Origin of the sequence: Vogesella sp. EB (genome assembly GCF_001037925.1) — a bacterium.
Lineage (GTDB): Bacteria > Pseudomonadota > Gammaproteobacteria > Burkholderiales > Chromobacteriaceae > Vogesella > Vogesella indigofera.
Map to the genome: position 1 here is coordinate 142,148 of NZ_LFDT01000001.1, position 20,635 is coordinate 162,782.

Here is a 20,635-nt window from a genome sequence, read left to right on the forward strand (position 1 = left end):
CTGGTGCGCACTATCCCGCGTGCCGCAGCCACGCCACAGGAGATCCTGCGTGAGTAACGACAGCCAAAAAAATGATGCCGTAACCCAGTACAAAGCGCCGGCATCGACCCGCATCCGCGAACGCATCCGCCAGTCGCGGCAGCGTTTTCACGCCAATGACAATATCGCCGCCTTCATCGAACCGGGCGAGATGGAAGAACTGCTGGACGAAGTGCAGGAAAAGATGAAAGCGGTGCTGGAAAGCCTGGTCATCGACACCGACAGCGATCACAACACCCAGGACACCGCGCGCCGCGTCGCCAAGATGTACCTCAACGAAGTGTTCAAGGGCCGCTACATCACCGAGCCGCCGGTCACCGAGTTTCCCAATGCCGAGCATCTCAACGAGCTGATGATCGTCGGCCCGATCACCGTGCGCAGCGCCTGCTCGCACCACTTCTGCCCGATTCTCGGCAAGCTGTGGATCGGCGTGATGCCCAACGAACACTCCAACCTGATCGGCCTGTCCAAGTATGCGCGGCTGGCGGAATGGATCATGAGCCGCCCGCAGATCCAGGAGGAAGCCGTTATCCAGCTGGCCGATCTGCTACAAAACAAAATGAATCCGGATGGTCTCGCCATCGTGATGGAAGCCGACCACTTCTGCATGAACTGGCGCGGCGTGAAGGACATGGAATCGAAGATGATCAACAGCGTGATGCGCGGCTCGTTCCTGAAGAACCCGGACCTGCGCCGCGAATTCCTGGCGCTGCTGCCCAACAAGAAAGCCTGAGGAAACTGTCATGCTCGTTCGTCTGCTCTACGCCAGCCGCGCCGCCCAGCCCTACAGCGCGGAAGTGCTCGACAACATCCTGGCCCAGTCCCACAAGCACAATCCGGAGCGCGGCCTGACCGGCATCCTGTGCTATAGCGGTGACATTTTCATCCAGGTGCTGGAAGGCGGTCGCGCCGAGGTGTCCTCGCTGTACAACAGCATCGTACGCGATCCGCGCCACCAGAATGTCGAGCTGCTGCACTTCGAGGAAATCCGCGAGCGCCGCTTCGCCAACTGGACCATGGGCCAGGTCAACCTGGCCAAGGTCAACCCGTCGCTGCTGCTGCGCTTTTCCGAGAAGCCGCTGCTGGATCCGTTCAGCGTGCGCGGCTCGGCGTCGATGGCGCTGCTGGAGGAGCTGATCGCCACCGCCGCCATTGTCGGACGCTGCCACTGAACGAGCAGGCCTGCCCATAGCGGCAGGCCTTTTTTATGCACACTGGCAACAGTGCAGTGCAGCACCAATTGCCAAAATTCTGTCAAACGTGTAATACAGTAGCAATGTGCAGCCGTTTAAATCGGTGGCACCGTCCAGTAGACAATTCGGAGAAATGCCATGGCACGCTTTCATCCCAGATCCGATTTCGTACAGGTCCGCGCCGAAATGCGCAGCAATGAACTGACTGGCAAGCCGATGCCGCGTACCAGCCCCAGCGACATCCGCAATGCCAATGCCCGGCGCGAGATCGAACGGCGCCGCCTGGAACGCGAGTCGCGCGAACAATAGCCGGCAAAAAGGCGCCTGAATCGATCAGGCGCCTTGTTTTTTTGGATGTCGCCGAGGCGAAGCCGATCGTGAGCGGTTCTTAGCGGGTCTGGCGCCAGCCGTTGTACAGCGCCAGCAGCAAGGTCAGCAGCAGGAAGGCGCCGACCCAGAACGGCATCGACTGGCCGAGGAAAGTCCAGTCGATCTGCGCGCACTCGCCACTACCCTTGAATACCTTTTCCAGCACCTGGGTCATCGGCAGCGTTTCCAGCATGAAATCCAGCCCCGGCCCGCACGCCGGCACCTGCTCCGGCGGCAGATGCTGCAGGTACACCTGCCACGCCGACACGCTACCCCCCGCCACCGCCGCCACGGCGATCAGCAGCGACCACAGCTTTGCGGCCAACCTTTGCGGATTGAAGATGGCGGCCAGCAGTGCCAGGCTGCCAACGGCGATCACGCCGATGCGCTGAAAAATGCACAACGGGCACGGTTCCAGCTCCAGCACATACTGCGCATACAGGGCATAGCCCATCGCGGCGGCACACATGACCGCAATCACGCCATACAGCTGGCGTCGCGTCAGAAAACTCATTGATGACCCCTTGGTAGTAACCATGCCGCCACGGCGGCGGCACGGGAGTGAATCGGACTAGCGTCCGGACAAAAAATTCATGATCTCGTTTTTTTTGGCAAACGCATCCTTGTAGCCCAGCTCGACCAGCTCCTTGCCGTACGCCGGGTGGAACAGCAAATAGCTGGCCAGCGCCGAGCCGCGCTGGCGCATGGCACCGGCACCGCGCAACAGGAAGCGCATCGTCGCCGGGAAGCCGTCGAAATGACGGTGGGCAATGCTATCCAGCGACACGCTTGGCGAAATATTGAACACCTCGACCCGTTTCAGCGCGGTGTTGTGATTGCGGGTGTACTCGTCCAGCAGCGACACGGTGTGGTTGACGCGCGCCAGCCGTTCCATGTCCGCCGAGAGGCTGTCCATGAAGATGCTATCCAGCAGATGGCCGAAGATCTGCGCCAGGCTGGGCGCGGCCGCTTGCTGCTCATGCCGCCGTTCGGCGTGCCGCTCCTGGTGATTGACCAGATTGATCACGAACAGTCGTTCCGCACCGAGGTGCAGCGCCGGCGACAGCGGCGCCATCTGGCGGATGGCACCATCGCAATAGTGGCGGCCGTCCACACGCGCGGAGGGGAAGAGCAGCGGAATCGCCGAGGTCGCCATCAGGTGCTCGATGCTGAGGCGCTCACGTTGGCCGCAACGCTGGTGGCGATGCCACGGTTCGAACTGCTCGCTGCCCTCGAAAAAGCTCACCGACTGGCCGGTGGTGTAGCAGGACGCGGTCAGCGATAGTGCGCGCAGCGCGCCACTCTGGATGGCGGTTTCGACGCCTTCCAGCTGCACCGTGCGCGTCAGGTAGTGGTACAGCGGACGGTTGTCGAGAAAGCTGGGCGGCGTGTGCACCAGCTTGCCGCCGGTCAGCAGCGAGCCGCCCCACTGCAGGAAGGCCTTGATGAAGTATGGCGCATCAACGCGATAGACATCCTCCACCCGCACCGATTGCCACATCTTCACCAGATGCGCGGTGGTGCGACGGAAATGCTGTGCGCCGGCGGCGAGGCCGACGGCATTGATGGCACCGGCAGAGGTGCCGCTGATCACCTGGAACGGACTGGCAGCATGGCGCGGCAGCATGCGTGCCACCGCCATCAGCACCCCGACCTGATAGGCTGCCCGCGCGCCACCGCCGGCCAGCACCAGACCCACGACAGGTTTTGTCATGTCCTGCCCCCTTGTCGAAACACGCCCGCAACCGGGCGCCGGAACGGGTGCCGCGCCGGGCGCGGCACCATTGGATTGCGCTTGTTAGCTCGCGCTTAGGCCTCACCGGCCACCATCATCGAAGACAGCAACACCGAACCCATATGACGGCTGCCGCGGCGATCAATGTCGTCACCGATGGCGTCGATCTGCTTCAGCATGTCGCGCAGGTTGCCGGCGATGGTCAGCTCCTCCACCGGGTAGGCGATGACGCCGTTTTCGACCCAGAAGCCGCTGGCGCCGCGCGAATAGTCGCCGGTCACCATATTGATGCCCTGCCCCATCAGCTCGGTAACCAGCAGGCCGCTACCCATGCGCTGCAGCACTGCGTCCAGGCCGCCGGCCAGCGTCGGCTGCACCGTCAGGTTGTGCGGGCCGCCGGCATGGCCGGTGCTTTGCATGCCCAGCTTGCGCGCCGAGTAGCTGCCGAGGAAGTAGCCCTGCAGCACGCCGTTGTCCACCAGCCGGCGCTGGCGGGTGGCGACGCCCTCGTCGTCGCAGCAGCCACTGGCCAGGCCACGCAGCACGAACGGGTCTTCGTCGATGGTGATGATGTCGGCGCAGACTTTGGTGCCGAGCGAATCCAGCAAAAAGCTGGACTTGCGGTACAGGCTGCCGCCACTGACCGCCTGCACCAGGTGGCCGAGCAGCGAGCCGGCAATCGGCGCCTCGAATACCACCGGGTATTGCCCGGTCTTGATGCGGCGGCCGTCGAGACGGCGCACGGTGCGCTCGCCGGCGATGCGGCCAACGTTGGCCGCAGACAGCAGGTCGTCGGCGCAGCGCGCGGCGCTGTACCAGTAGTCGCGCTGCATCGCGTTGGCGCTCTCGGCGATCACCGCCGCCGACAGGCTGTGACGCGAGGTGGTCTGACTGCCGATGAAGCCGTGACTGTTGGCGTAGCAGTGGCGGGTGGCGTGGGTGGATACGGTGCCGCCTTCGGAATTGCGGATGCGGGCGTCCACCGCGCGCGCGGCAGCCTCGCATTCGCGCGCCAGCTCGATCGCGGTTTCCACCGGCAGGTCCCACGGGTGGTACAGGTCGAGATCGCGATCCTGCTCCGCCTTCAGCAGCAGCGCCGGATCGGCCAGCCCGGCGCAATCGTCGGCGGCGGTATAGCGGGCAATGTTCAGCGCGGCATTGACGGTATCCTGCAAGGCGACGTCGGAAAAGTCGGAGGTGCTGGCGTGGCCTTTCTTCTGGCCCAGATACAGCGTGATCGAGACGCCCTTGTCGCGGTTGTACTCGATGGTCTCCACTTCCGCCAGCCGCACCGACACGCTGTGGCCGCAGCCTTCGGAAATGTCGGCTTCCGCGGCGGTGGCACCGCCGGCGCGCGCCAGCTCCAGTATCCGGCTGGCGATGGACTCCAGCTCGGGCGAGCTGTAGGAAAAAATCTGTTCTGACATAGCAGCCTTCTTCATCTGTCAACGATAGCGCCACGGAAAGGCACGGTGATCGGCCGTGGCTTGTGCTTTTCCGGTATCATACCAGCTTGAAACCGTAACCAAGCCTTACCATGCCTGAATACCATAATGATGGCGCTGATGCGCTACCTGCCAGCAAATCGCAACGCAAACGCGACATGGATGCGCTGCAGGACATCGGCCGCGCACTGACCGAACTGCCGGCCGCCAAACTGAAGAAAATGAATCTGGACGACGGCCTGCTGGTCGCGCTGCTCGATTTCCAGAAAATTACCGCCAACGGTGCCAAGCGGCGCCAGCTGCAGTACATCGGCAAGCTGATGCGCGATATCGATCCGGAGCCGATCGAACAGCAACTGGCTGCGCTGCGTGGCGACTCCAGCGCCCACACCCGCTGGCTGCACCTGCTGGAGCGCTGGCGCGAACGGCTGGTGGAAGACGACAGCCACGTGCAGCAGCTGATCAACGACTTCCCGCAGCTGGACGTGCAGCAGCTGCGCACCATGGTGCGCAATGCCCGCAAGGAGCGCGAGGAAAGCAAGCCGCCGAAGGCCAACCGCCAGTTGTTCCAGCTGCTGAAAGAGCTGATTCCGGAACAGGGCAAGCCGGCCAATAGCGGCGACGAGCAAGACGACACGCAGGACGAGTGAACATGAGCATCAAGATCGGTCTGGTTTCCATCTCTGATCGTGCCAGCCAGGGCATTTATGAAGACAAGGGCATTCCGGCGCTGCTGGACTGGCTGAGTCTGGCCATCGCCACGCCGTTCAGCACCGAAACCCGGCTGATCGCCGACGAGCAGGCGCTGATCGAAGCCACGCTGCGCGAGCTGGTCGACGACGTGGGCTGCCACCTGGTGCTCACCACCGGCGGCACCGGCCCGGCACCGCGCGATGTCACCCCGGAAGCCACGCTGGCAGTCGCCGATCGGGTGATGCCTGGCTTTGGCGAGCAGATGCGCCAGATCAGCCTCAAGTTCGTGCCGACCGCGATTCTGTCGCGACAGGTGGGCGTGATCCGCAAGCAGAGCCTGATCCTGAACCTGCCCGGCCAGCCGAAGGCAATCCGCGAGACGCTGGAAGGCCTGCGCGACGGCGAACAGGTGGTGGTGCTCGGCATCTTTGCCGCGGTGCCCTATTGCCTGGACCTGATCGGTGCGCCATGGCTGGAAACCCGCGACGCGGTGGTCAAGGCCTTTCGTCCGAAATCCGCCGTCAAACCCGGCGCATGAGTTATTGCCCGCCACGCTGGCTGCTCGGCAGTCACCTGCAAACCATCTGGCCGGCCCTGTTTCTCAAATCGCAACCCCCTGCCTATCGCCGCGAGGTATGGCCGACCCCGGATGGTGGCGAGATCGCTGTCGACTATGTCGATGGTGATGCCGGCGCCCCGCTGGTGGTGCTGTTCCATGGCCTGGAAGGCAGCAGTTACAGCCACTACGCCAGCGCGCTGATGCACGCGGTCAAGGCACGCGGCTGGCGTGGCGTGGTGCCGCACTTCCGCGGCTGCGGCGGCCAGCCCAATCTGTTGCGCCGCGCCTACCATGCCGGCGATGCCGCCGAGATCGACTGGATCCTGCAGCGGCTGGCGGCCGGCAATCCGGTGCTGTTTGTCGCCGGCGTGTCGCTGGGTGGCAACATGCTGCTGCGTTACCTTGGAGAGTACGGCGCCCGCGCGCTGCCACAGGCGGCGGCGGCGATCTCGGCGCCGGTGGATCTGGCGGCAGCCAGCACCTGCCTCGATCGCGGCTTCGGGCGACATGTCTACACCCGCATGTTCCTCAATACGCTGAAGCCGAAATCGCTGGCCCAGCTGGCGCAGCACCCGGACCTGTTCGATGGCGTGGCGGTGCGCAACAGCAAGACCTTTGTCGAGTTCGACAATCTGGTCACCGCCCCGCTGCACGGTTATCGCGACGTACAGGACTACTGGCGCCGCGCCAGCAGCAAGCCGCTGCTGAAGGACATCGTGCGGCCAACCCTGGTACTGAATGCGCGCAACGATCCGTTTCTGCCGGTGTCGGCGCTGCCCGGCAACGGTGAGGTCAGCCCAGCGGTGACGCTGGAGCAGCCGGAGCATGGCGGCCACGTCGGCTTTGTCAGTGGTCGCTTCCCTGGCCACCTGCAATGGCTGCCGCAACGGTTACTGACTTTTTTCGATCTTCACCTGCCGGGCAGTACCGGCACCGACTGAAAGACAATCCGCATGTCCGACATTCTCAACAAAATCTGCACCACCAAATTCGAGGAAGTGGCCGCCCGCTCGGCGCAACAGTCGTTGGCCAGCGTGCGCACCGCCGCCGAGGCCAAGCGCGGCGATCACCGCGATTTCGTGGCCGCCATCCGCAGCAAGCATCAGCAGCAGCTGGCAGCGGTGATTGCTGAAGTGAAAAAAGCCAGTCCCAGCAAGGGCGTCATTCGTGCCGATTTCGATCCGGCCGCGATCGCCCGCAGCTACGAGGCCGCCGGTGCCGCCTGCCTGTCGGTGCTGACCGACGCGCCCTACTTCCAGGGGCACGAGGACTACCTGATCGCCGCCCGCGCCGCCTGCAGCCTGCCGGTGCTGCGCAAGGATTTCATGGTTGATCCGTACCAGATCTACGAAGCGCGCGCCATCGGCGCCGACTGCATCCTGCTGATCGCGGCGGCGCTGAGCCTGTCGCAGATGCAGGATTTCGAGGCGCTAGCCCACGAGCTGGGTATGGCGGTGCTGGTGGAAGTGCACGACGCGACCGAGCTGGAAGCCGCGCTGCAACTGCACACACCGCTGGTCGGCGTCAATAACCGCAACCTGCGCACCTTCGAGGTCAATCTCGACACCACGCTGCAATTGCTGCCGATGATCGGTAATGACCGCATCGCCGTCACCGAAAGTGGCATCGTCACCCGTGACGACGTGCAGCGCATGCGCGACCACGACGTGCACACCTTCCTGGTCGGCGAAGCTTTCATGCGAGAAAGCGACCCCGGTGTCGCACTGCAGCAGCTGTTCGCCTGAAAGCACGGCACGACACCAAAAACCGGCTCCACGAGAGTCGGTTTTTTTATGGTGCGCTGTTCGGGGTCGGTGGTGGTGTCGATGGATGCCGTTCCCGAGACATGGTGATAATTGCCAGCCACACCAGCCCTGGCGAGAATCGGGCGCGCTGCCTGTCGGTTTTTTCGGGCGCTACCGACATCACTTTCAACGCATACCGTGACTTGCGGCCAACATTGGCCGCAGGCTCATGTGCGGCCTGGCGGCGCAGCGGCTTCGTCTGCGTCGGCCGTCGCCTCGCTGTCGGCCGCCATATCCGGCGCCGGCTCATTGTTCACGGTGGCCACTGGCGCCGCACTGGCTTGCTGCAATAGCTGCCACACCTCCTCGCGGCTGCTGATGGCCTGCTCCAGGCGTTCATTCAGCACCGCCAGCAAACGTTCTTGCTCCACGATCCTTGCCTGCAACCCTGCCATGGTCTGTGCCTGCCGTGCCTGTTCTTGCTCCTGCTGCCGCAAGGCGCGACTGGCGGCCAGCAACTCGGCGCCGGTGCGGGCGCCGTCCTGATAGAGCCGCGTCAGCTCGTCCTGCTTGACGATCAGCGTCTGGCCAAGGGTGCGCAGCTCGGCTTGCAATTGTTGCACCTGCTGTTCGTGACGGCGCTGCTCCTGATCGCGCTGCTCCTTCACCGACTGTCGATAGTGCTCCAGTGCCTCGCGTGCATGCTGATGCTTTTCCTCCAGCGACGCGCGGTGTGCCTGGTTTTCTGCCAGCCGTTCCTGCAGGCCGATGATTTGCTGTTGCTGCTGGCCGTCTCGCAGTTGCGCCGCCTGCAGTGCCTGGCGGGCGGCGGCGTGCGCCTGCTGTTCGGCCGCCAATGCCTGATTCACCTGCTGCAGCTGTTGCTGGCCGCCCTGCGCTTCGGCGGCGATCTGCGCCAGCTGCTCGCGACACTGCGCCAGCTGCGTGGCCGATTCCGCCGCCATTGCGGCAATGCGCTCGTCGGCCTCTTCGTGCAGGCGGGCCGCCAGCCGGCCGACCAGCTCCTGGATCGCCTCGCTGACGGCGATCTTGGCGCCGCTGCCGGCGCCCTCTTCCTCTTCCAGTTCTTTCAGATAGCGGTGAATGGTGGTCTTGGAGCCGGTGTTGCCGAGCTCGGCGCGGATGGCGTCAATCGACGGATTGCGTCCCTGCGCCAGCAGATTGTCCCGTGCACGCAGGACTTCCGATTTGTAGATGCCGCTTCTGGCCATGCTGTGCTCCGCTGAAATTTGATACGTATTACGTGCCATGATAATACATACCATTATGTAAATTTAAAATTTTTATATCGCAAAAATAAAAAGCGTGATAATCACTAATTATCAGGCCTTGATATGCTCTGTCCTCAGAAATCAGCCAAAACACGTACGTTTCACCGCATGGCTGCTTGCCACCATCAAAATGGCCTCGAAAAATGCGTGACGCCCACGGCGACCATCCGTTCTGCCCGGTTACCACCGTGGCGGCCAACCTTGGCGTGCAACCGTCGCCGGCAACGGCGGGCCACGCTGCTATAATTCGCCGCCGGCCCTGCCGGCTGCGGCAGCAAGGCCGCAACACAGACCTCCGTCCGTCATCTCCCTAAGCCGTCGCCACCATGGAAAAAATCGCCCACTATCTCGCCGCCGCCACCCGCGACAACACGCGGCGCAGCTATGCGGCCGCCATTCGTCATTTCGAGGTGGAATGGGGTGGTTTTCTGCCAGCCACCGCCGACAGCATGGCGCGCTATCTGGCGGACCATGCCGAGGCACTATCGGTGAACACGCTGAAGCAAAGGTTGGCCGCACTGGCGCAGTGGCACCAGCAGCAGGGCTTTCCCGACCCGACCAAGGCGCCGGTGGTACGCCAGGTGCTGAAGGGCATCCGCGCGCTGCATCCGGCGCAGCAAAAACAGGCACTACCGTTGCAAATCCGGCAGCTGGAACAGCTGATTGCCTGGCTGGATGCCGGTATCGAACAGGCGGCACAGCAGCAGGATCACGCCACCCGCATGCGCTACCGCCGCGACAAGGCTCTGCTGCTGCTCGGTTTCTGGCGTGGGTTTCGTGGAGACGAATTGCTGCGGCTGCAGATTGAAAACATCGAACTTGTCGCCGGCGAAGGGATGAACTGCTTCCTCGCGCAATCGAAGAGCGACCGCCAGCTACAGGGGCGCGTGTTCCGGGTGCCGCAGTTGTCGCGGCTATGCCCGGTCAGCGCCTACGGTGAGTGGCTGGCCGACAGCGGGCTACGCGAGGGCGCGGTGTTCCGCGGCATCAGCCGCTGGGGCGTGGTGGGCGAGCACGCCCTGCACATCAACAGCCTGATCCCGCTGCTGCGCCGGCTGTTTAGCGCCGCCGGGCTGCCGGAGGCGGCGCGCTTCAGCGGCCACTCCTTCCGCCGCGGCTTTGCCAACTGGGCCAGTGCCAACGGCTGGGATCTCAAGACACTGATGGCCTACGTCGGCTGGAAGGACATCCAGTCGGCGATGCGCTATATCGATGCCGCCGATCCGTTTGCGCGGCAGCGCATCGAAAACAGCCTGCCGCCGGCGCCGGCCTTGCCGCCAGTGGCGGACTGAGCCGGCGCGCAGGCAAGAAAAAAGCGGACACCTTGGGCGTCCGCTTTTTGCTGTCGTGGCGCGTTGCTCAGCGCGATTTCACGAACGGCACGCCGATTGCCTTCGGCGCCACCGCCTTGCCCATGAAGCCGGCCAGCAGTACCACCGTCAACACGTACGGAATCGCCTGGATGAAGGCGTCCGGGATGCTGCCGATCAGCGGCAGCGCCGAGCCTTGCAGCCGGATCTGGATCGCGTCGGTAAAGGCGAACAGCAGGCAGCCGGAGACCGCCGCCCATGGCCGCCACTTGCCGAAGATCAGCGCCGCCAGCGCGAGATAGCCCTTGCCGGCGGTCATGTCCTGGATGAAGGCACCGGTCTGCGCCAGCACCAGATAGGCACCGGCCACGCCGCACAGGGCGCCGCTGATGCTCTGCGCCAGATAGCGCACCAGCTTGACGTTGATGCCGGCGGCGTCGGCGGCGTGCGGGTTTTCACCCACCGCGCGCAGGCGCAGGCCGAAGCGGCTCTTGTACACCACCCAGCTCACCACCACGATCACCAGCAAGGCCAGATAGACCAGGATGTTGTGACCGAACAGCGCCTTCAATGGCGCCGAGGCGGCAATGGCGTCGGCAAACGGCAGCTCGATGCTGCGAAAGCGTGCTGCATCGTCCAGCGTCGGGGTGCGGCCGCCCTGCTGGAACCAGGCCAGCGCCAGCACCGGCGTCAGTCCGGACACCATCATGTTGAGCGCGACACCGGAAATCAGCTGGTTGCCGTTGTAGCCGATCGACACGATGCCGTGCAGCAAGGCCACCATCACACCGGCGGCCATGCCGGCGGCGAGGCCGGCCCACGGCGACTGCATCATGTAGGCGACGCAGGCGGCGGCAAACGCGGCGGCCAGCATCTTGCCTTCCAGCGCCAGATCGACGATGCCGGAGCGCTCGGAAAACAGGCCGGCCAGCGCCGCCAGCACCAGCGGGGTGGCGACGCGGATGGTGGCGTCCAGCACACTGAAAAAGCTATCCATGTCAGTGTCTCCTTATCGTTTCGTCATCTGTTTGAACGCCAGCGCCAGCGGGGTCTGGAACAGGTTTTCCAGCGCGCCGCAGAACAGGATGATCAGACCCTGAGTCAGGATGATCATCTCGTGGGTGATCGCCGGCTTCTCGAAGGACAGGTCCAGACCACCCTGGGTCAGCGCGCCGAACAGCAGCGCCGACAGCAGGATACCGAACGGGTGGTTGCGTCCCATCAGCGCCACCGCGATGCCGACAAAACCGATGCCGTTGGTGAACGCCAGGTTCATGCGGTGGGTGGAGCCGAGCAGCTCGTTGACCGCGGCGAGGCCGGCCAGCGCGCCGGAGAAGCACATCGCCACGATGATCACCTTGGACACCGGCATGCCGGCATAGCGCGCCGCCTTCTCGTTGAGGCCGACGGTGCGCAGCGCATAGCCCCAGCGGCTGCGCCACACCATCAGGTAGAACACCACCAGCGAAATCAGCGCCAGGAAGAAGGTCGCGTTCAGCGGCGTCTGCGGCAGCTCGATGCCAAGGTTGGCCGCAAGCTCGTGCAGCATCGGGATCCACGCCGATTCGGCGAACAGCCGCGTCGCCGGTGTCTGCGAGCCGGGCATGATCAGCTTGTCGACCAACAGCCAGGTCATCAGCGCACTGGCGATGAAGTTGAACATGATGGTGGTGACCACGATGTGGCTGCCACGCTTAGCCTGCAGGTAGCCGGGGATGAACGCCCACGCCGCGCCAAACACCATCGACGCCAGCAGCGCCAGCGGGATCACCACCCAGCCGGGCAGGAAATCCAGCCCCAGGCAGACCAGCGTCACGCCGAGGCCGGCGAGATACATCTGCCCCTCGCCGCCGATGTTGAACAGGCCGGCGTGGAACGCCGCCGCCACCGCCAGACCGGTAAAGATGAAGCTGGTGGTGTAGAACAGCGTGTAGCCGATGCCTTCCGGATAGCCGAAGGCGCCGTTGATCATCAGTTGCAGGCACTCGACCGGATCTTCGCCGATCAGCGTGATCACCAGCCCGGACACCAACAGTGCCGCGAACAGGTTGAGTACCGGCATCAGCCACAAGGTGGCCCAGCGCGGCAGGTTACTTGGCTGGCTCATTTATGCCCCCCCATCAACAGGCCCAGTTCGGTGGCCGTGGCTTGCGCCGCCGGCAGCTCGCCACTGACGCGACCGGCGTTCATCACGATGATGCGGTCGCTGAGCGCCAGGATCTCGTCGAGTTCCACCGAAACCAGCAGCAGCGCCTTGCCGGCATTGCGCAGGGCCATGAGTCGTTTGTGTATGAATTCGATGGCGCCGATGTCGACGCCCCGTGTCGGCTGGCCGATCAGCATCAGCTGCGGATCGCTGTCGATCTCGCGTGCCAGGATCACCTTCTGCTGGTTGCCACCGGAGAACAGGCCACTGCGGCGGAAGGCGTTGGCCGGGCGCACGTCGAACTCGCTGATGAAACGGCGGCAGCGCTCGATGATGGCCTTGCGGTTGAACAGCAGGCCGCGCTGGATCGCCGGCTGGTCGTGATAGCCGAGAATCGCGTTCTCAAAGGTGGAAAAATCCTTGACCAGCCCTTCGCGCGAACGGTCTTCCGGCACATGGGCGATGCCGAGGCGACGATAGGCGGCCGCCTTCGGCTCGCGCGTTGGCAGCGTGGTCAGCTCGGTGCCGTTGTAGCGTACCGAGCCGGCGCTGGCCTCGCGCATGCCGGACAGGATTTCCAGCAGCTCGGACTGGCCGTTGCCGGAGACGCCGGCAATACCGACAATCTCGCCCTCGCGCAGCTCGAAGCTGACATCGTCCAGCAGCTTCACGCCGCGCGCGTCGGTCAGCGACAGGTTGCTCACCTGCAGCACCGTCTTGCCCGGCGTGGCCGGCGTCTTGTCCAGCTGCAGGTTCACCTTGCGGCCAACCATCAGGTCGGCGAGGTCTTCCTTGCCCACTTCGGCGGTGATGACATTGCCGACGATCTCGCCGGCGCGCATAACGGTGACGGCGTCGGTGATGTCCAGCACTTCGCGCAGCTTGTGGGTGATCAGTAGCACCGTCTTGCCCTGTGCCTTGAGCAGGCGCAGGATGCGGAACAGGTCGTCCGCCTCCTGCGGCGTCAGCACCGCGGTCGGTTCGTCGAGGATCAGCACGTCGGCGCCACGGTACAGCGCCTTGAGGATTTCCACGCGCTGCTGCTCGCCCACGCCCAGCTCGCCGACGATGGCGTCCGGATCGACCTGCAGACCGTAGTCGCGGTTCAGCGTGGCCAGGTGCGCGCGGGCGGCCAGCAGGCTTTGCTTCAGCGCCAGCCCCTGCTCGGCGCCGAGCACGATGTTTTCCAGCACAGTAAAGGTGTCCACCAGCATGAAGTGCTGATGCACCATGCCGATGCCGCGGGCGATGGCGTCGTGGCTGTTACGGATACGCACTTCCTGTCCGTTCAGGCGGATGCTGCCAGAGTCGGCCTGGTAGTAGCCGTACAGGATGCTCATCAGCGTCGACTTGCCGGCCCCGTTTTCGCCGATGATGCCGTGGATGCTGCCCTTGGCGACGGCGAAGGAGATGTTCTTGTTGGCGTGGACTTCGCCAAAATACTTGTTGACGCCAGTCAGCTCGATAGCGAGTTCGGCCATATTGATTCAGCTCTCGATCAACACTCATCCCGGCATGGCCTGCAAAACGGCAGCACACGAAAGAGCGCGGCAAGCAGGAAACCTGCTTGCCGCGCGGGTCGTCCGGGATTCAGACGATTAATAACGAATGGTTATTGTACCGGGCAGCTGTTGCCAGCACGGTAGTCGACCACCTTGATCTTGCCGGCCACGATGTCTTTCTTGGCCTGGGTGATCTTGGCTTCCATGTCCTTGGAGATCAGCTTGCGGTTGTTGGCATCCACCGCCCAATCCACGCCGCCTTCCTTCAGGCCCATGGTCACCAGACCCGGTTTCCAGCTGTTGTTCTTGCCGGACATCATGATGTCGTAAACGGCATTGTCAACGCGCTTCAGCATCGAGGTCAGCACGAAGCCCGGGAACAGGTGGTTCTGGTTGGAATCCACACCGATACCCAGCTTGTTCTTGTCCTTGGCCGCCTGCAGCACGCCCATGCCGGTGCCGCCGGCTGCGTGGAAGACCACGTCGACGCCACGGTCAAACTGGCTGCGTGCCAGCTCGCCGCCGCGGGCCGGATCGTTGAACGCCTGTGGCGTGGTGCCGGTCATGTTGGAGACCACTTCCACCTTCTTGTTGGCCGCCTTGGCGCCCTGGGTGTAGCCGCAACCGAAGGCACGGATCAGCGGTACGTCCATGCCGCCGATGAAGCCGACCTTCTTCGACTTGGAGGCCATGCTGGCTGCCATGCCGACAAGGTAGGAGCCTTCCTGTTCCTTGAACACGATCGACTGCACGTTGGCGCCCTTGGCCACGTCGTCCACGATGGTGAACTTCACTTTCGGGAACTCGGCAGCAACGGTCTGCACCGCCTGGGTAAAGGAGAAACCCACGGCCACGATCAGGTCGACATTGCGACGCGCCAGGTTGCGCAGCACCTGTTCTTTTTGCGCTTCGTTGGCGATCTGGGCTTCGCGATAGGCGATGCCGGTGGCCTTCTTGAAGCGTTCGGCGCCGGTGTAGGCCGCTTCGTTGAAGCTCTTGTCAAACTTGCCGGCCTGGTCGTAAACCACGGCCGGTACAAATGCCCAGCTTGCGGATGCCGTCATCAGCATGACAGCAGCGGCAATACCCCGTTTTTTGGAAATTTGCATGAGATGTTTCCCTCAATGTGCGTGTAGTTACAACGAACGGGTCATGGTAACCATAATTGGTTCGGCATGTGCGCGCCATTCGTTGTGCATGTCGGCGAGCGGAGGCGCCGGTGTCAGCCGGCCGCTGCCCGATTTGCGACAGGGGCGTGATTATAAGCACAGTCACAAAAAGTTATTAGCAAAAAAACGGCCACCACGGACAGATTACGCGCAATGCGTAAAACGGCGCGGCCGGCACGCCACATTCACAACGCCAATTGCGCACAAAGTGTAGACAGCGCGCTGCACACCGACTGCTGCCGGATGGCGGCGCGATCGCCGGCAAAGTGTTGCGTGTATGTCAGTGGCTGCGGCAGCGCCAGCCCGGCCAGCGCAAAGCAGACGGTGCCGACCGGCTTGTCGGCGCTGCCGCCGTTGGGGCCGGCAATGCCGCTGACCGCCAGCGCCCAGTGGCAATCGGCCAGCCGTAGTGCACCGCTGGCCATCGCCGCCGCTACCGGCTCGCTGACCGCGCCGTGCTGCAGCAGCAGCTGCGGCGGCACTCCCAGCAGGCGCTGCTTGGCGTCATTGCTGTAGCTGACGATGGCCATGTCGAACCAGCCGGAACTGCCGGCGATGGCGGTAATCGCCTGCGCGATGCCGCCGCCGGTGCAGGACTCGGCGGTGGTCACCTTTTCGTCGCGCGCCAGCAACAGCTCGCCAAGACGGGCCGCCAGCTGTAATTCATCCATGAAAGCGCTCCTGGAAATGTCGCATCAGGCCGCTGGTGGAGGCGTCGTGGGGAGCGGAGGCCTTGCCGTCCATCTCCGCCAGCAGCTGTGCGGCCAACTGTTTGCCGTATTCCACGCCCCACTGGTCGAAGGAGTTGACCCCCCAAATCACGCCCTGCACGAACACCTTGTGCTCGTACAGCGCCAGCAGCATGCCTAGTGTATAGGGGGTGAGCTGGTCCAGCGCCAGGGTGTTGGACGGCTGGTTGCCGGGAAACAGCTTCTGCGGCAGCAGCATGTCCAGCTCGTCGCCCGGCAGGTGGGCCAGCTCGCGCAGCACCTCGGCCTCGCTCTTGCCGCGCATCAGCGCCTCGGTCTGCGCCAGACAGTTGGCGACCAGCACCCGATGCTGGTCGCCCTGCGGGTAGTGCGAATTTAGCGGCAGAATAAAATCGCAGGGCACCAGGCGCGTGCCCTGGTGCAACAGCTGGAAGAAGGCATGCTGGCTGTTGACGCCCTCCTCGCCCCAGATTACCGGGCCGGTATCGAAATCCAGCCGCTCGCCGCAACGACCGACGCGCTTGCCGTTGGATTCCATGTCCAGCTGCTGCAGATGCGCCGGCAGGCGGCGCAGGCCGTGGTCGTAGGGCATGATGGCGTGGGTATGCGCACCATAGAAGGTGTTGTACCAGATGCCGAGCAGCGCCAGCAGCACCGGCATGTTGTGCGCGAAAGGCGCGCTGAAGAAGTGTTCGTCCATCGCCGCGCCGCCGGCCAGAAACTGGCGGAACTGCTCCGGCCCGATCGCCAGCATCACCGGTAGCCCGATCGCCGACCACACCGAGTAGCGACCGCCGACCCAGTCCCAGAAGCCGAACATGTTGGCCGCATCAATGCCGAAGGCCTGCACCGCCGGACGGTTGGTCGAGATCGCCACGAAATGCCGCGCCACCGCCGCGTCGCCGGCGGCGGCCACCAGCCAGCGGCGGGCGGCGTGGGCATTGAGCAGCGTTTCCGGGGTGGTGAACGATTTGGAGGCGACGATGAACAGCGTGGTCGCCGGCTGGCACTGTTCCAGCGTTTGCGCCAGGTGCTGGCCGTCGACATTGGAGACGAAGTGGACGTTCAGCCCCGGCTGGCAGTACGGGCGCAGCGCCTCGTGCACCATCAGCGGGCCAAGGTCGGAGCCGCCGATACCGATGTTTACCACGTCGCGGATAGCCTGGCCGTCGTAGCCGCGCCAGACGCCTCCGCGCACCTGCTCGGCAAAGCGGCTGCACGCCGCCAGCACCTGCTGCACCTCATCCACCACGTTGACGCCGTCCAGCACCACGCTGCTGCCGGCAGGCTGGCGCAGCGCGGTGTGCAGCACCGCACGACCCTCGCTGACATTGATGCGCTCGCCGTCGCGCATCCACTGCAGCCACTGCCCAAGGTTGGCCGCATCGGCCAGCTCCAGCAGCAATTCCAGGGTGCGGTCGGTGATGCGGTTCTTGGAATAGTCCAGCAGCAGGCCGTCCAGCTCCAGCGAATAGCGGTGAAAACGCTGCGCGTCCTGCTCGAACAGCTCGCGCATGTGCACGTGGCGGGTGGCGCGCTGGTGCTGGTGCAGACGCGCCCACACCGGCGTGCTGTTGATCGCGGCATGGCGCTGGCGCGCCATCTGTTCGAAGAAACTGCTCATTCCGGGCATCGCCTTACACTTTGAGGAAGTGTTCGCGGTAATAGCGCAGTTCCTCGATCGATTCGAGGATGTCCGCCAGCGCTTCGTGCTTGCCCTTCTTCACCACGCCCTTGGCGATGTCCGGGCGCCAGCGCTTGCACAGCTCTTTCAGCGTCGACACGTCGAGGTTGCGATAGTGGAAGTAGCGCTCCAGCTCCGGCATCCAGCGTGCCATGAAGCGGCGATCCTGGCCGATGGAGTTGCCGCACATCGGCGAGACACCCTTGGCGATGTGTTCCTGCAGGAAGGCCAGCAGCTGCTGCTCGGCTTCGGCCTCGCTCAGCGTCGACGCCTTGACTCGGGCGGTGAGCCCGGTCTTGCCGTGGGTATTGGTGTTCCACTCGTCCATTGCGGCCAACGTTTCGTCGCTCTGGTGCACGACCAGCACCGGCGATTCGGCGACCACGTTCAGCTGGCTGTCGGTAACCACCATCGCGATTTCGATGATGCGGTCGGTGTCTGGTTCCAGCCCGGTCATTTCCATGTCCAGCCAGATGAGATGCTTGGGATCTTGCGGCATAATGCTCGTCTCTAACGAAATGCAGGCATTTTCCTTTAATAACCGCCCTTGGGCAAACTCGGTTCACCATGAATTTATTCACCTGGTCTTTCCTGTTCGCCGTCTTGCTGTCGCTGGCGCTGCGGCTCTACCTGTCGCAACGGCAGATCCGCCATGTGCAGCAGCATGCAGCCAAGGTGCCGACCGCCTTCCGTGACCGCATCACGCTGCAGCAGCACCAGCTGGCCGCCGACTATTGCGTGGCACGGCAGCGCCCTGGGCAGTGGCAGGCAGTCGCCGACAGCGCGCTGCTGCTGGCACTGACGCTGGGCGGCGGCCTGCAATGGTTGTGGCAGCTGCTGGCCGAGCGCGGTCTGGGTGGCTTGTGGCAGGGCGTGGCACTGATCGGCGTGCTGGCGCTGCTCAGCAGCGTGCTCAGCCTGCCGTTCAGCCTGTATCGCACCTTTGTTACCGAGAAGCGCTTCGGCTTCAACCGTACCAGCTGGCCACTCTATTTTGCCGACATGGCCAAGGGCGGTGCGCTGGCCGCCATCGTCGGTGCGCCGCTGGTTATGCTGATCCTGTGGCTGCTGCACGCCGCCGGCGACTGGGCGTGGCTGTGGGTGTGGTGCAGCTGGACGCTGTTCAGCCTGGCGATGCTGTGGGCGTACCCGACACTGATCGCGCCGCGTTTCAACCGTTTTACGCCGCTGGCCGATCCGGCGCTGCGCCAGCGCATCGACGACCTGCTGGCGCGCACCGGCTTTCACAGTGACGGCGTGTTCGTGATGGACGGCTCGCGCCGCTCCAGCCACGGCAATGCCTACTTCACCGGCTTTGGCAAAACCAAGCGCATCGTGTTCTTCGACACCCTGCTCACCCAGCTGGACGAGGGTGAGGTGGAGGCGGTGCTGGCGCACGAGCTGGGCCACTTCAAGCACGGCCACATCCGCCAGCGCATCGCCACCACCTTCTTGCTGTCCTTCCTCAGCCTCTACCTGCTCGGCTGGCTGCTGACGCTGCCGGCGTTCTACAACGGCCTGGGGGTTGTCGATACCGCGCCGGCGCTGGGGATGGTGCTGTTCATGCTGGCGGCGCCGGCGTACACCTTCCCGCTGACGCCGCTGTTCAGCCAGCTGTCGCGGCGTCACGAATACCAGGCCGACGACTTCGCCGCCCGCCACAGTAGCGCCAGCGAACTGATCAGCGCGCTGGTCAAGCTGTACCGTGACAATGCCAGCACACTGACGCCAGACCCGCTACACTCGCGCTTTTACGATTCCCATCCACCGGCGAGCCTGCGCATCGCCCACCTGGAAAGGCAAGCACAATGAATCTGCAACACATGCACTGCGAGGCCCAGCACGGCCTGCACTCCCTCAGCGAACAGACCCGCGCCGAGCTGCTGGCCCACCTCGACGGTTGGGCGGTAGAGGGTATCGAACTGGTCAAGACCTTCCGTTTCGACGACTACTACCGCACCATGGCCTTCGTCAACGCGCTGGCCTTCATCGCCCACCAGCAGGATCACCACCCCGACCTGTCGGTACACTACAACCGCACCGTGGTCCGCTTCAGCACCCACGACGCCGGCGGCCTAACCCTCAACGATTTCATCTGCGCCGCCAAGACCGAAGCACTGGCGGCCGGCAAATGAAGCAGCAAGGTCAGATCATCCGCAGTTACGGCCGCCGCTTCATCGTCGAGTGCGACGGCCAGCAATACGATTGCACCACCCGTGGCAAGCGCGTCGATTACGCCTGTGGCGATCACGTCGAACTGTCGATCATCAACGGCGAACAGGCGGTGATCGAAAAAGCCTGCGAACGCAAGAGCCTGCTCTACCGCCAGGACGACTGGCGCACCAAGCTGATTGCGGCCAACGTCACGCGCATCGTGTTCGTCACCGCCGCGGTGCCCTCGCCCAACGAAGAGCTGCTCAACCGCTGCCTGCTGGCCGCCGAGGCCGCCGACATCGAGCCGATCATTCTCGTCAACAAGGGCGACCTGCCGGAAACCGCCGACTGGCTGGCCAAGCTGCAGCCGTACCGCGAACTGGGCTACACCCTGGTCACCGTCAGCGCCCTGAACGACATCAACGAGCTGCTGCCGCTGGTCAAGGGCCAGACCTCGGTTTTTGTCGGACAGTCCGGCATGGGCAAGTCGACGCTGACCAATGCACTGCTGCCTGCCGCCGAGGCACGCGTCGGCGATATTTCCATCGCGCTGGATGCCGGCCGCCACACCACCACCCATGCCGCGCTCTACCATCTGGACGAAGACAGCCACCTCATCGATTCGCCCGGCCTGCAGGAATTCGGCCTCAGCCACCTAGCAGCCACCGAGCTTGCCGGCCTGTTTCCGGAAATGCGCCCCTATATCGGCCACTGCCGTTTCCACAACTGCACCCACCGCGCCGAGCCTAACTGCGCGATCAAGGGCGCCTGTGATGAAGGCCGCATACGCCCGGCCCGACTGGCTTTGCTGCAGAAACTGACGAATCAGCTAGTTAATGCCTAACGAATAAAATTTTCGCGTAACAAGCCGTTTACATTTTCTGATGATG

At 63.9% G+C, this 20,635-nt stretch carries 22 protein-coding genes; 11 read left to right on the forward strand and 11 right to left on the reverse strand.

The window, feature by feature from the left end; translation table 11 throughout:
• Positions 1-49 precede the first annotated feature (49 nt).
• The 3 genes from folE (at position 50) to ACG97_RS17820 (ending at position 1,541) form a co-directional block, all read left to right on the forward strand.
• Entirely contained in the window at positions 50-772 is a 723-nt protein-coding gene (gene folE / locus ACG97_RS00685) for a GTP cyclohydrolase I (RefSeq protein WP_047965384.1), read from the forward strand.
• Positions 773-782: 10 nt separating this feature from the next.
• The gene (locus ACG97_RS00690) at positions 783-1,211 is read left to right on the forward strand and encodes a BLUF domain-containing protein (protein WP_047965385.1); all 429 of its coding nucleotides are present in this window, start codon (positions 783-785) and stop codon (positions 1,209-1,211) included.
• 159 nt (positions 1,212-1,370) lie between these two features.
• Positions 1,371-1,541: a hypothetical protein gene (locus ACG97_RS17820; protein WP_170152108.1), complete on the forward strand. Its 171-nt coding sequence runs from the start codon at positions 1,371-1,373 to the stop codon at positions 1,539-1,541.
• A 79-nt stretch (positions 1,542-1,620) separates the two neighbouring features.
• On the opposite strand, the gene ACG97_RS00695 is transcribed toward ACG97_RS17820, so the two are convergent.
• The 3 genes from ACG97_RS00695 to pmbA form a co-directional block, all read right to left on the reverse strand.
• Positions 1,621-2,115, reverse strand: coding sequence for a disulfide bond formation protein B (locus ACG97_RS00695; RefSeq protein ID WP_047965386.1), 495 nt, complete (start codon positions 2,113-2,115; stop codon positions 1,621-1,623).
• A 57-nt stretch (positions 2,116-2,172) separates the two neighbouring features.
• A complete protein-coding gene (locus ACG97_RS00700) occupies positions 2,173-3,315 on the reverse strand; it encodes a patatin-like phospholipase family protein (protein WP_047965387.1) in 1,143 nt (380 codons plus the stop codon).
• A 95-nt stretch (positions 3,316-3,410) separates the two neighbouring features.
• Positions 3,411-4,763, reverse strand: coding sequence for a metalloprotease PmbA (pmbA, locus tag ACG97_RS00705; RefSeq protein ID WP_047965529.1), 1,353 nt, complete (start codon positions 4,761-4,763; stop codon positions 3,411-3,413).
• Positions 4,764-4,873: 110 nt separating this feature from the next.
• Here pmbA and yjgA point away from each other — a divergent pair, with 110 nt between their 5' ends.
• From yjgA to trpC, 4 genes are read left to right on the forward strand one after another with little or no spacing between them, the layout of a single operon-like run.
• On the forward strand, positions 4,874-5,431 hold the full coding sequence (gene yjgA / locus ACG97_RS00710; RefSeq protein WP_047965388.1) for a ribosome biogenesis factor YjgA: 558 nt from the start codon (positions 4,874-4,876) through the stop codon (positions 5,429-5,431).
• Between the two features lie 2 nt (positions 5,432-5,433).
• On the forward strand, positions 5,434-6,012 hold the full coding sequence (gene mog, locus ACG97_RS00715) for a molybdopterin adenylyltransferase (RefSeq protein WP_047965389.1): 579 nt from the start codon (positions 5,434-5,436) through the stop codon (positions 6,010-6,012).
• Complete coding sequence (locus ACG97_RS00720) at positions 6,009-6,974, forward strand: YheT family hydrolase (RefSeq protein ID WP_047965390.1); 966 nt, start codon at positions 6,009-6,011, stop codon at positions 6,972-6,974. The genes mog and ACG97_RS00720 overlap by 4 nt, the downstream gene beginning before the upstream one ends.
• 12 nt (positions 6,975-6,986) lie before the next feature.
• The gene (trpC, locus tag ACG97_RS00725) at positions 6,987-7,778 is read left to right on the forward strand and encodes an indole-3-glycerol phosphate synthase TrpC (protein WP_047965391.1); all 792 of its coding nucleotides are present in this window, start codon (positions 6,987-6,989) and stop codon (positions 7,776-7,778) included.
• 227 nt (positions 7,779-8,005) lie between these two features.
• Here the strand turns inward: trpC and ACG97_RS00730 are convergent, their stop codons facing one another.
• Positions 8,006-9,010, reverse strand: a complete 1,005-nt coding sequence (locus tag ACG97_RS00730) for a DNA-binding protein (protein WP_053068010.1) — start codon at positions 9,008-9,010, stop codon at positions 8,006-8,008.
• 386 nt (positions 9,011-9,396) lie between these two features.
• Between ACG97_RS00730 and ACG97_RS00735 the strand changes: the two genes are divergently transcribed.
• Positions 9,397-10,362 carry a site-specific integrase gene (locus ACG97_RS00735; RefSeq protein WP_047965392.1) on the forward strand — a complete coding sequence of 322 codons (966 nt, stop codon included), beginning with the start codon at positions 9,397-9,399 and terminating at the stop codon, positions 10,360-10,362.
• Positions 10,363-10,429: 67 nt separating this feature from the next.
• On the opposite strand, the gene ACG97_RS00740 is transcribed toward ACG97_RS00735, so the two are convergent.
• The 7 genes from ACG97_RS00740 to orn all read right to left on the reverse strand — a co-directional run bounded on the left by ACG97_RS00740 (position 10,430) and on the right by orn (position 18,090).
• The gene (locus ACG97_RS00740; protein WP_047965393.1) at positions 10,430-11,377 is read right to left on the reverse strand and encodes an ABC transporter permease; all 948 of its coding nucleotides are present in this window, start codon (positions 11,375-11,377) and stop codon (positions 10,430-10,432) included.
• Positions 11,378-11,389: 12 nt separating this feature from the next.
• Positions 11,390-12,487, reverse strand: a complete 1,098-nt coding sequence (locus ACG97_RS00745) for an ABC transporter permease (protein ID WP_047965394.1) — start codon at positions 12,485-12,487, stop codon at positions 11,390-11,392.
• The gene (locus ACG97_RS00750) at positions 12,484-14,007 is read right to left on the reverse strand and encodes an ABC transporter ATP-binding protein (protein ID WP_047965395.1); all 1,524 of its coding nucleotides are present in this window, start codon (positions 14,005-14,007) and stop codon (positions 12,484-12,486) included. Before ACG97_RS00750 ends, ACG97_RS00745 begins: the two co-directional genes overlap by 4 nt.
• Positions 14,008-14,138: 131 nt before the next feature.
• On the reverse strand, positions 14,139-15,137 hold the full coding sequence (locus ACG97_RS00755; protein WP_047965396.1) for a BMP family protein: 999 nt from the start codon (positions 15,135-15,137) through the stop codon (positions 14,139-14,141).
• A 245-nt stretch (positions 15,138-15,382) separates the two neighbouring features.
• A complete protein-coding gene (locus tag ACG97_RS00760) occupies positions 15,383-15,868 on the reverse strand; it encodes a CinA family protein (protein WP_047965397.1) in 486 nt (161 codons plus the stop codon).
• The gene (gene pgi / locus ACG97_RS00765; protein ID WP_047965531.1) at positions 15,861-17,510 is read right to left on the reverse strand and encodes a glucose-6-phosphate isomerase; all 1,650 of its coding nucleotides are present in this window, start codon (positions 17,508-17,510) and stop codon (positions 15,861-15,863) included. The genes ACG97_RS00760 and pgi overlap by 8 nt, the downstream gene beginning before the upstream one ends.
• A gap of 34 nt (positions 17,511-17,544) precedes the next feature.
• Positions 17,545-18,090 (reverse strand): oligoribonuclease, encoded by a 546-nt coding sequence (orn, locus tag ACG97_RS00770; RefSeq protein ID WP_047965398.1) that lies wholly within the window; start codon positions 18,088-18,090, stop codon positions 17,545-17,547.
• A 68-nt stretch (positions 18,091-18,158) separates the two neighbouring features.
• On the opposite strand from orn, the gene ACG97_RS00775 reads away from it, so the two are divergent.
• Genes ACG97_RS00775 through rsgA form a run of 3 tightly spaced genes read left to right on the forward strand, consistent with a single transcriptional unit; the run spans position 18,159 to position 20,589 of the window.
• Positions 18,159-19,403, forward strand: coding sequence for a M48 family metallopeptidase (locus ACG97_RS00775; RefSeq protein WP_047965399.1), 1,245 nt, complete (start codon positions 18,159-18,161; stop codon positions 19,401-19,403).
• On the forward strand, positions 19,400-19,726 hold the full coding sequence (locus ACG97_RS00780; RefSeq protein WP_047965400.1) for a 4a-hydroxytetrahydrobiopterin dehydratase: 327 nt from the start codon (positions 19,400-19,402) through the stop codon (positions 19,724-19,726). Before ACG97_RS00775 ends, ACG97_RS00780 begins: the two co-directional genes overlap by 4 nt.
• The gene (gene rsgA / locus ACG97_RS00785; RefSeq protein ID WP_047965401.1) at positions 19,723-20,589 is read left to right on the forward strand and encodes a ribosome small subunit-dependent GTPase A; all 867 of its coding nucleotides are present in this window, start codon (positions 19,723-19,725) and stop codon (positions 20,587-20,589) included. Before ACG97_RS00780 ends, rsgA begins: the two co-directional genes overlap by 4 nt.
• Positions 20,590-20,635 lie beyond the last annotated feature (46 nt).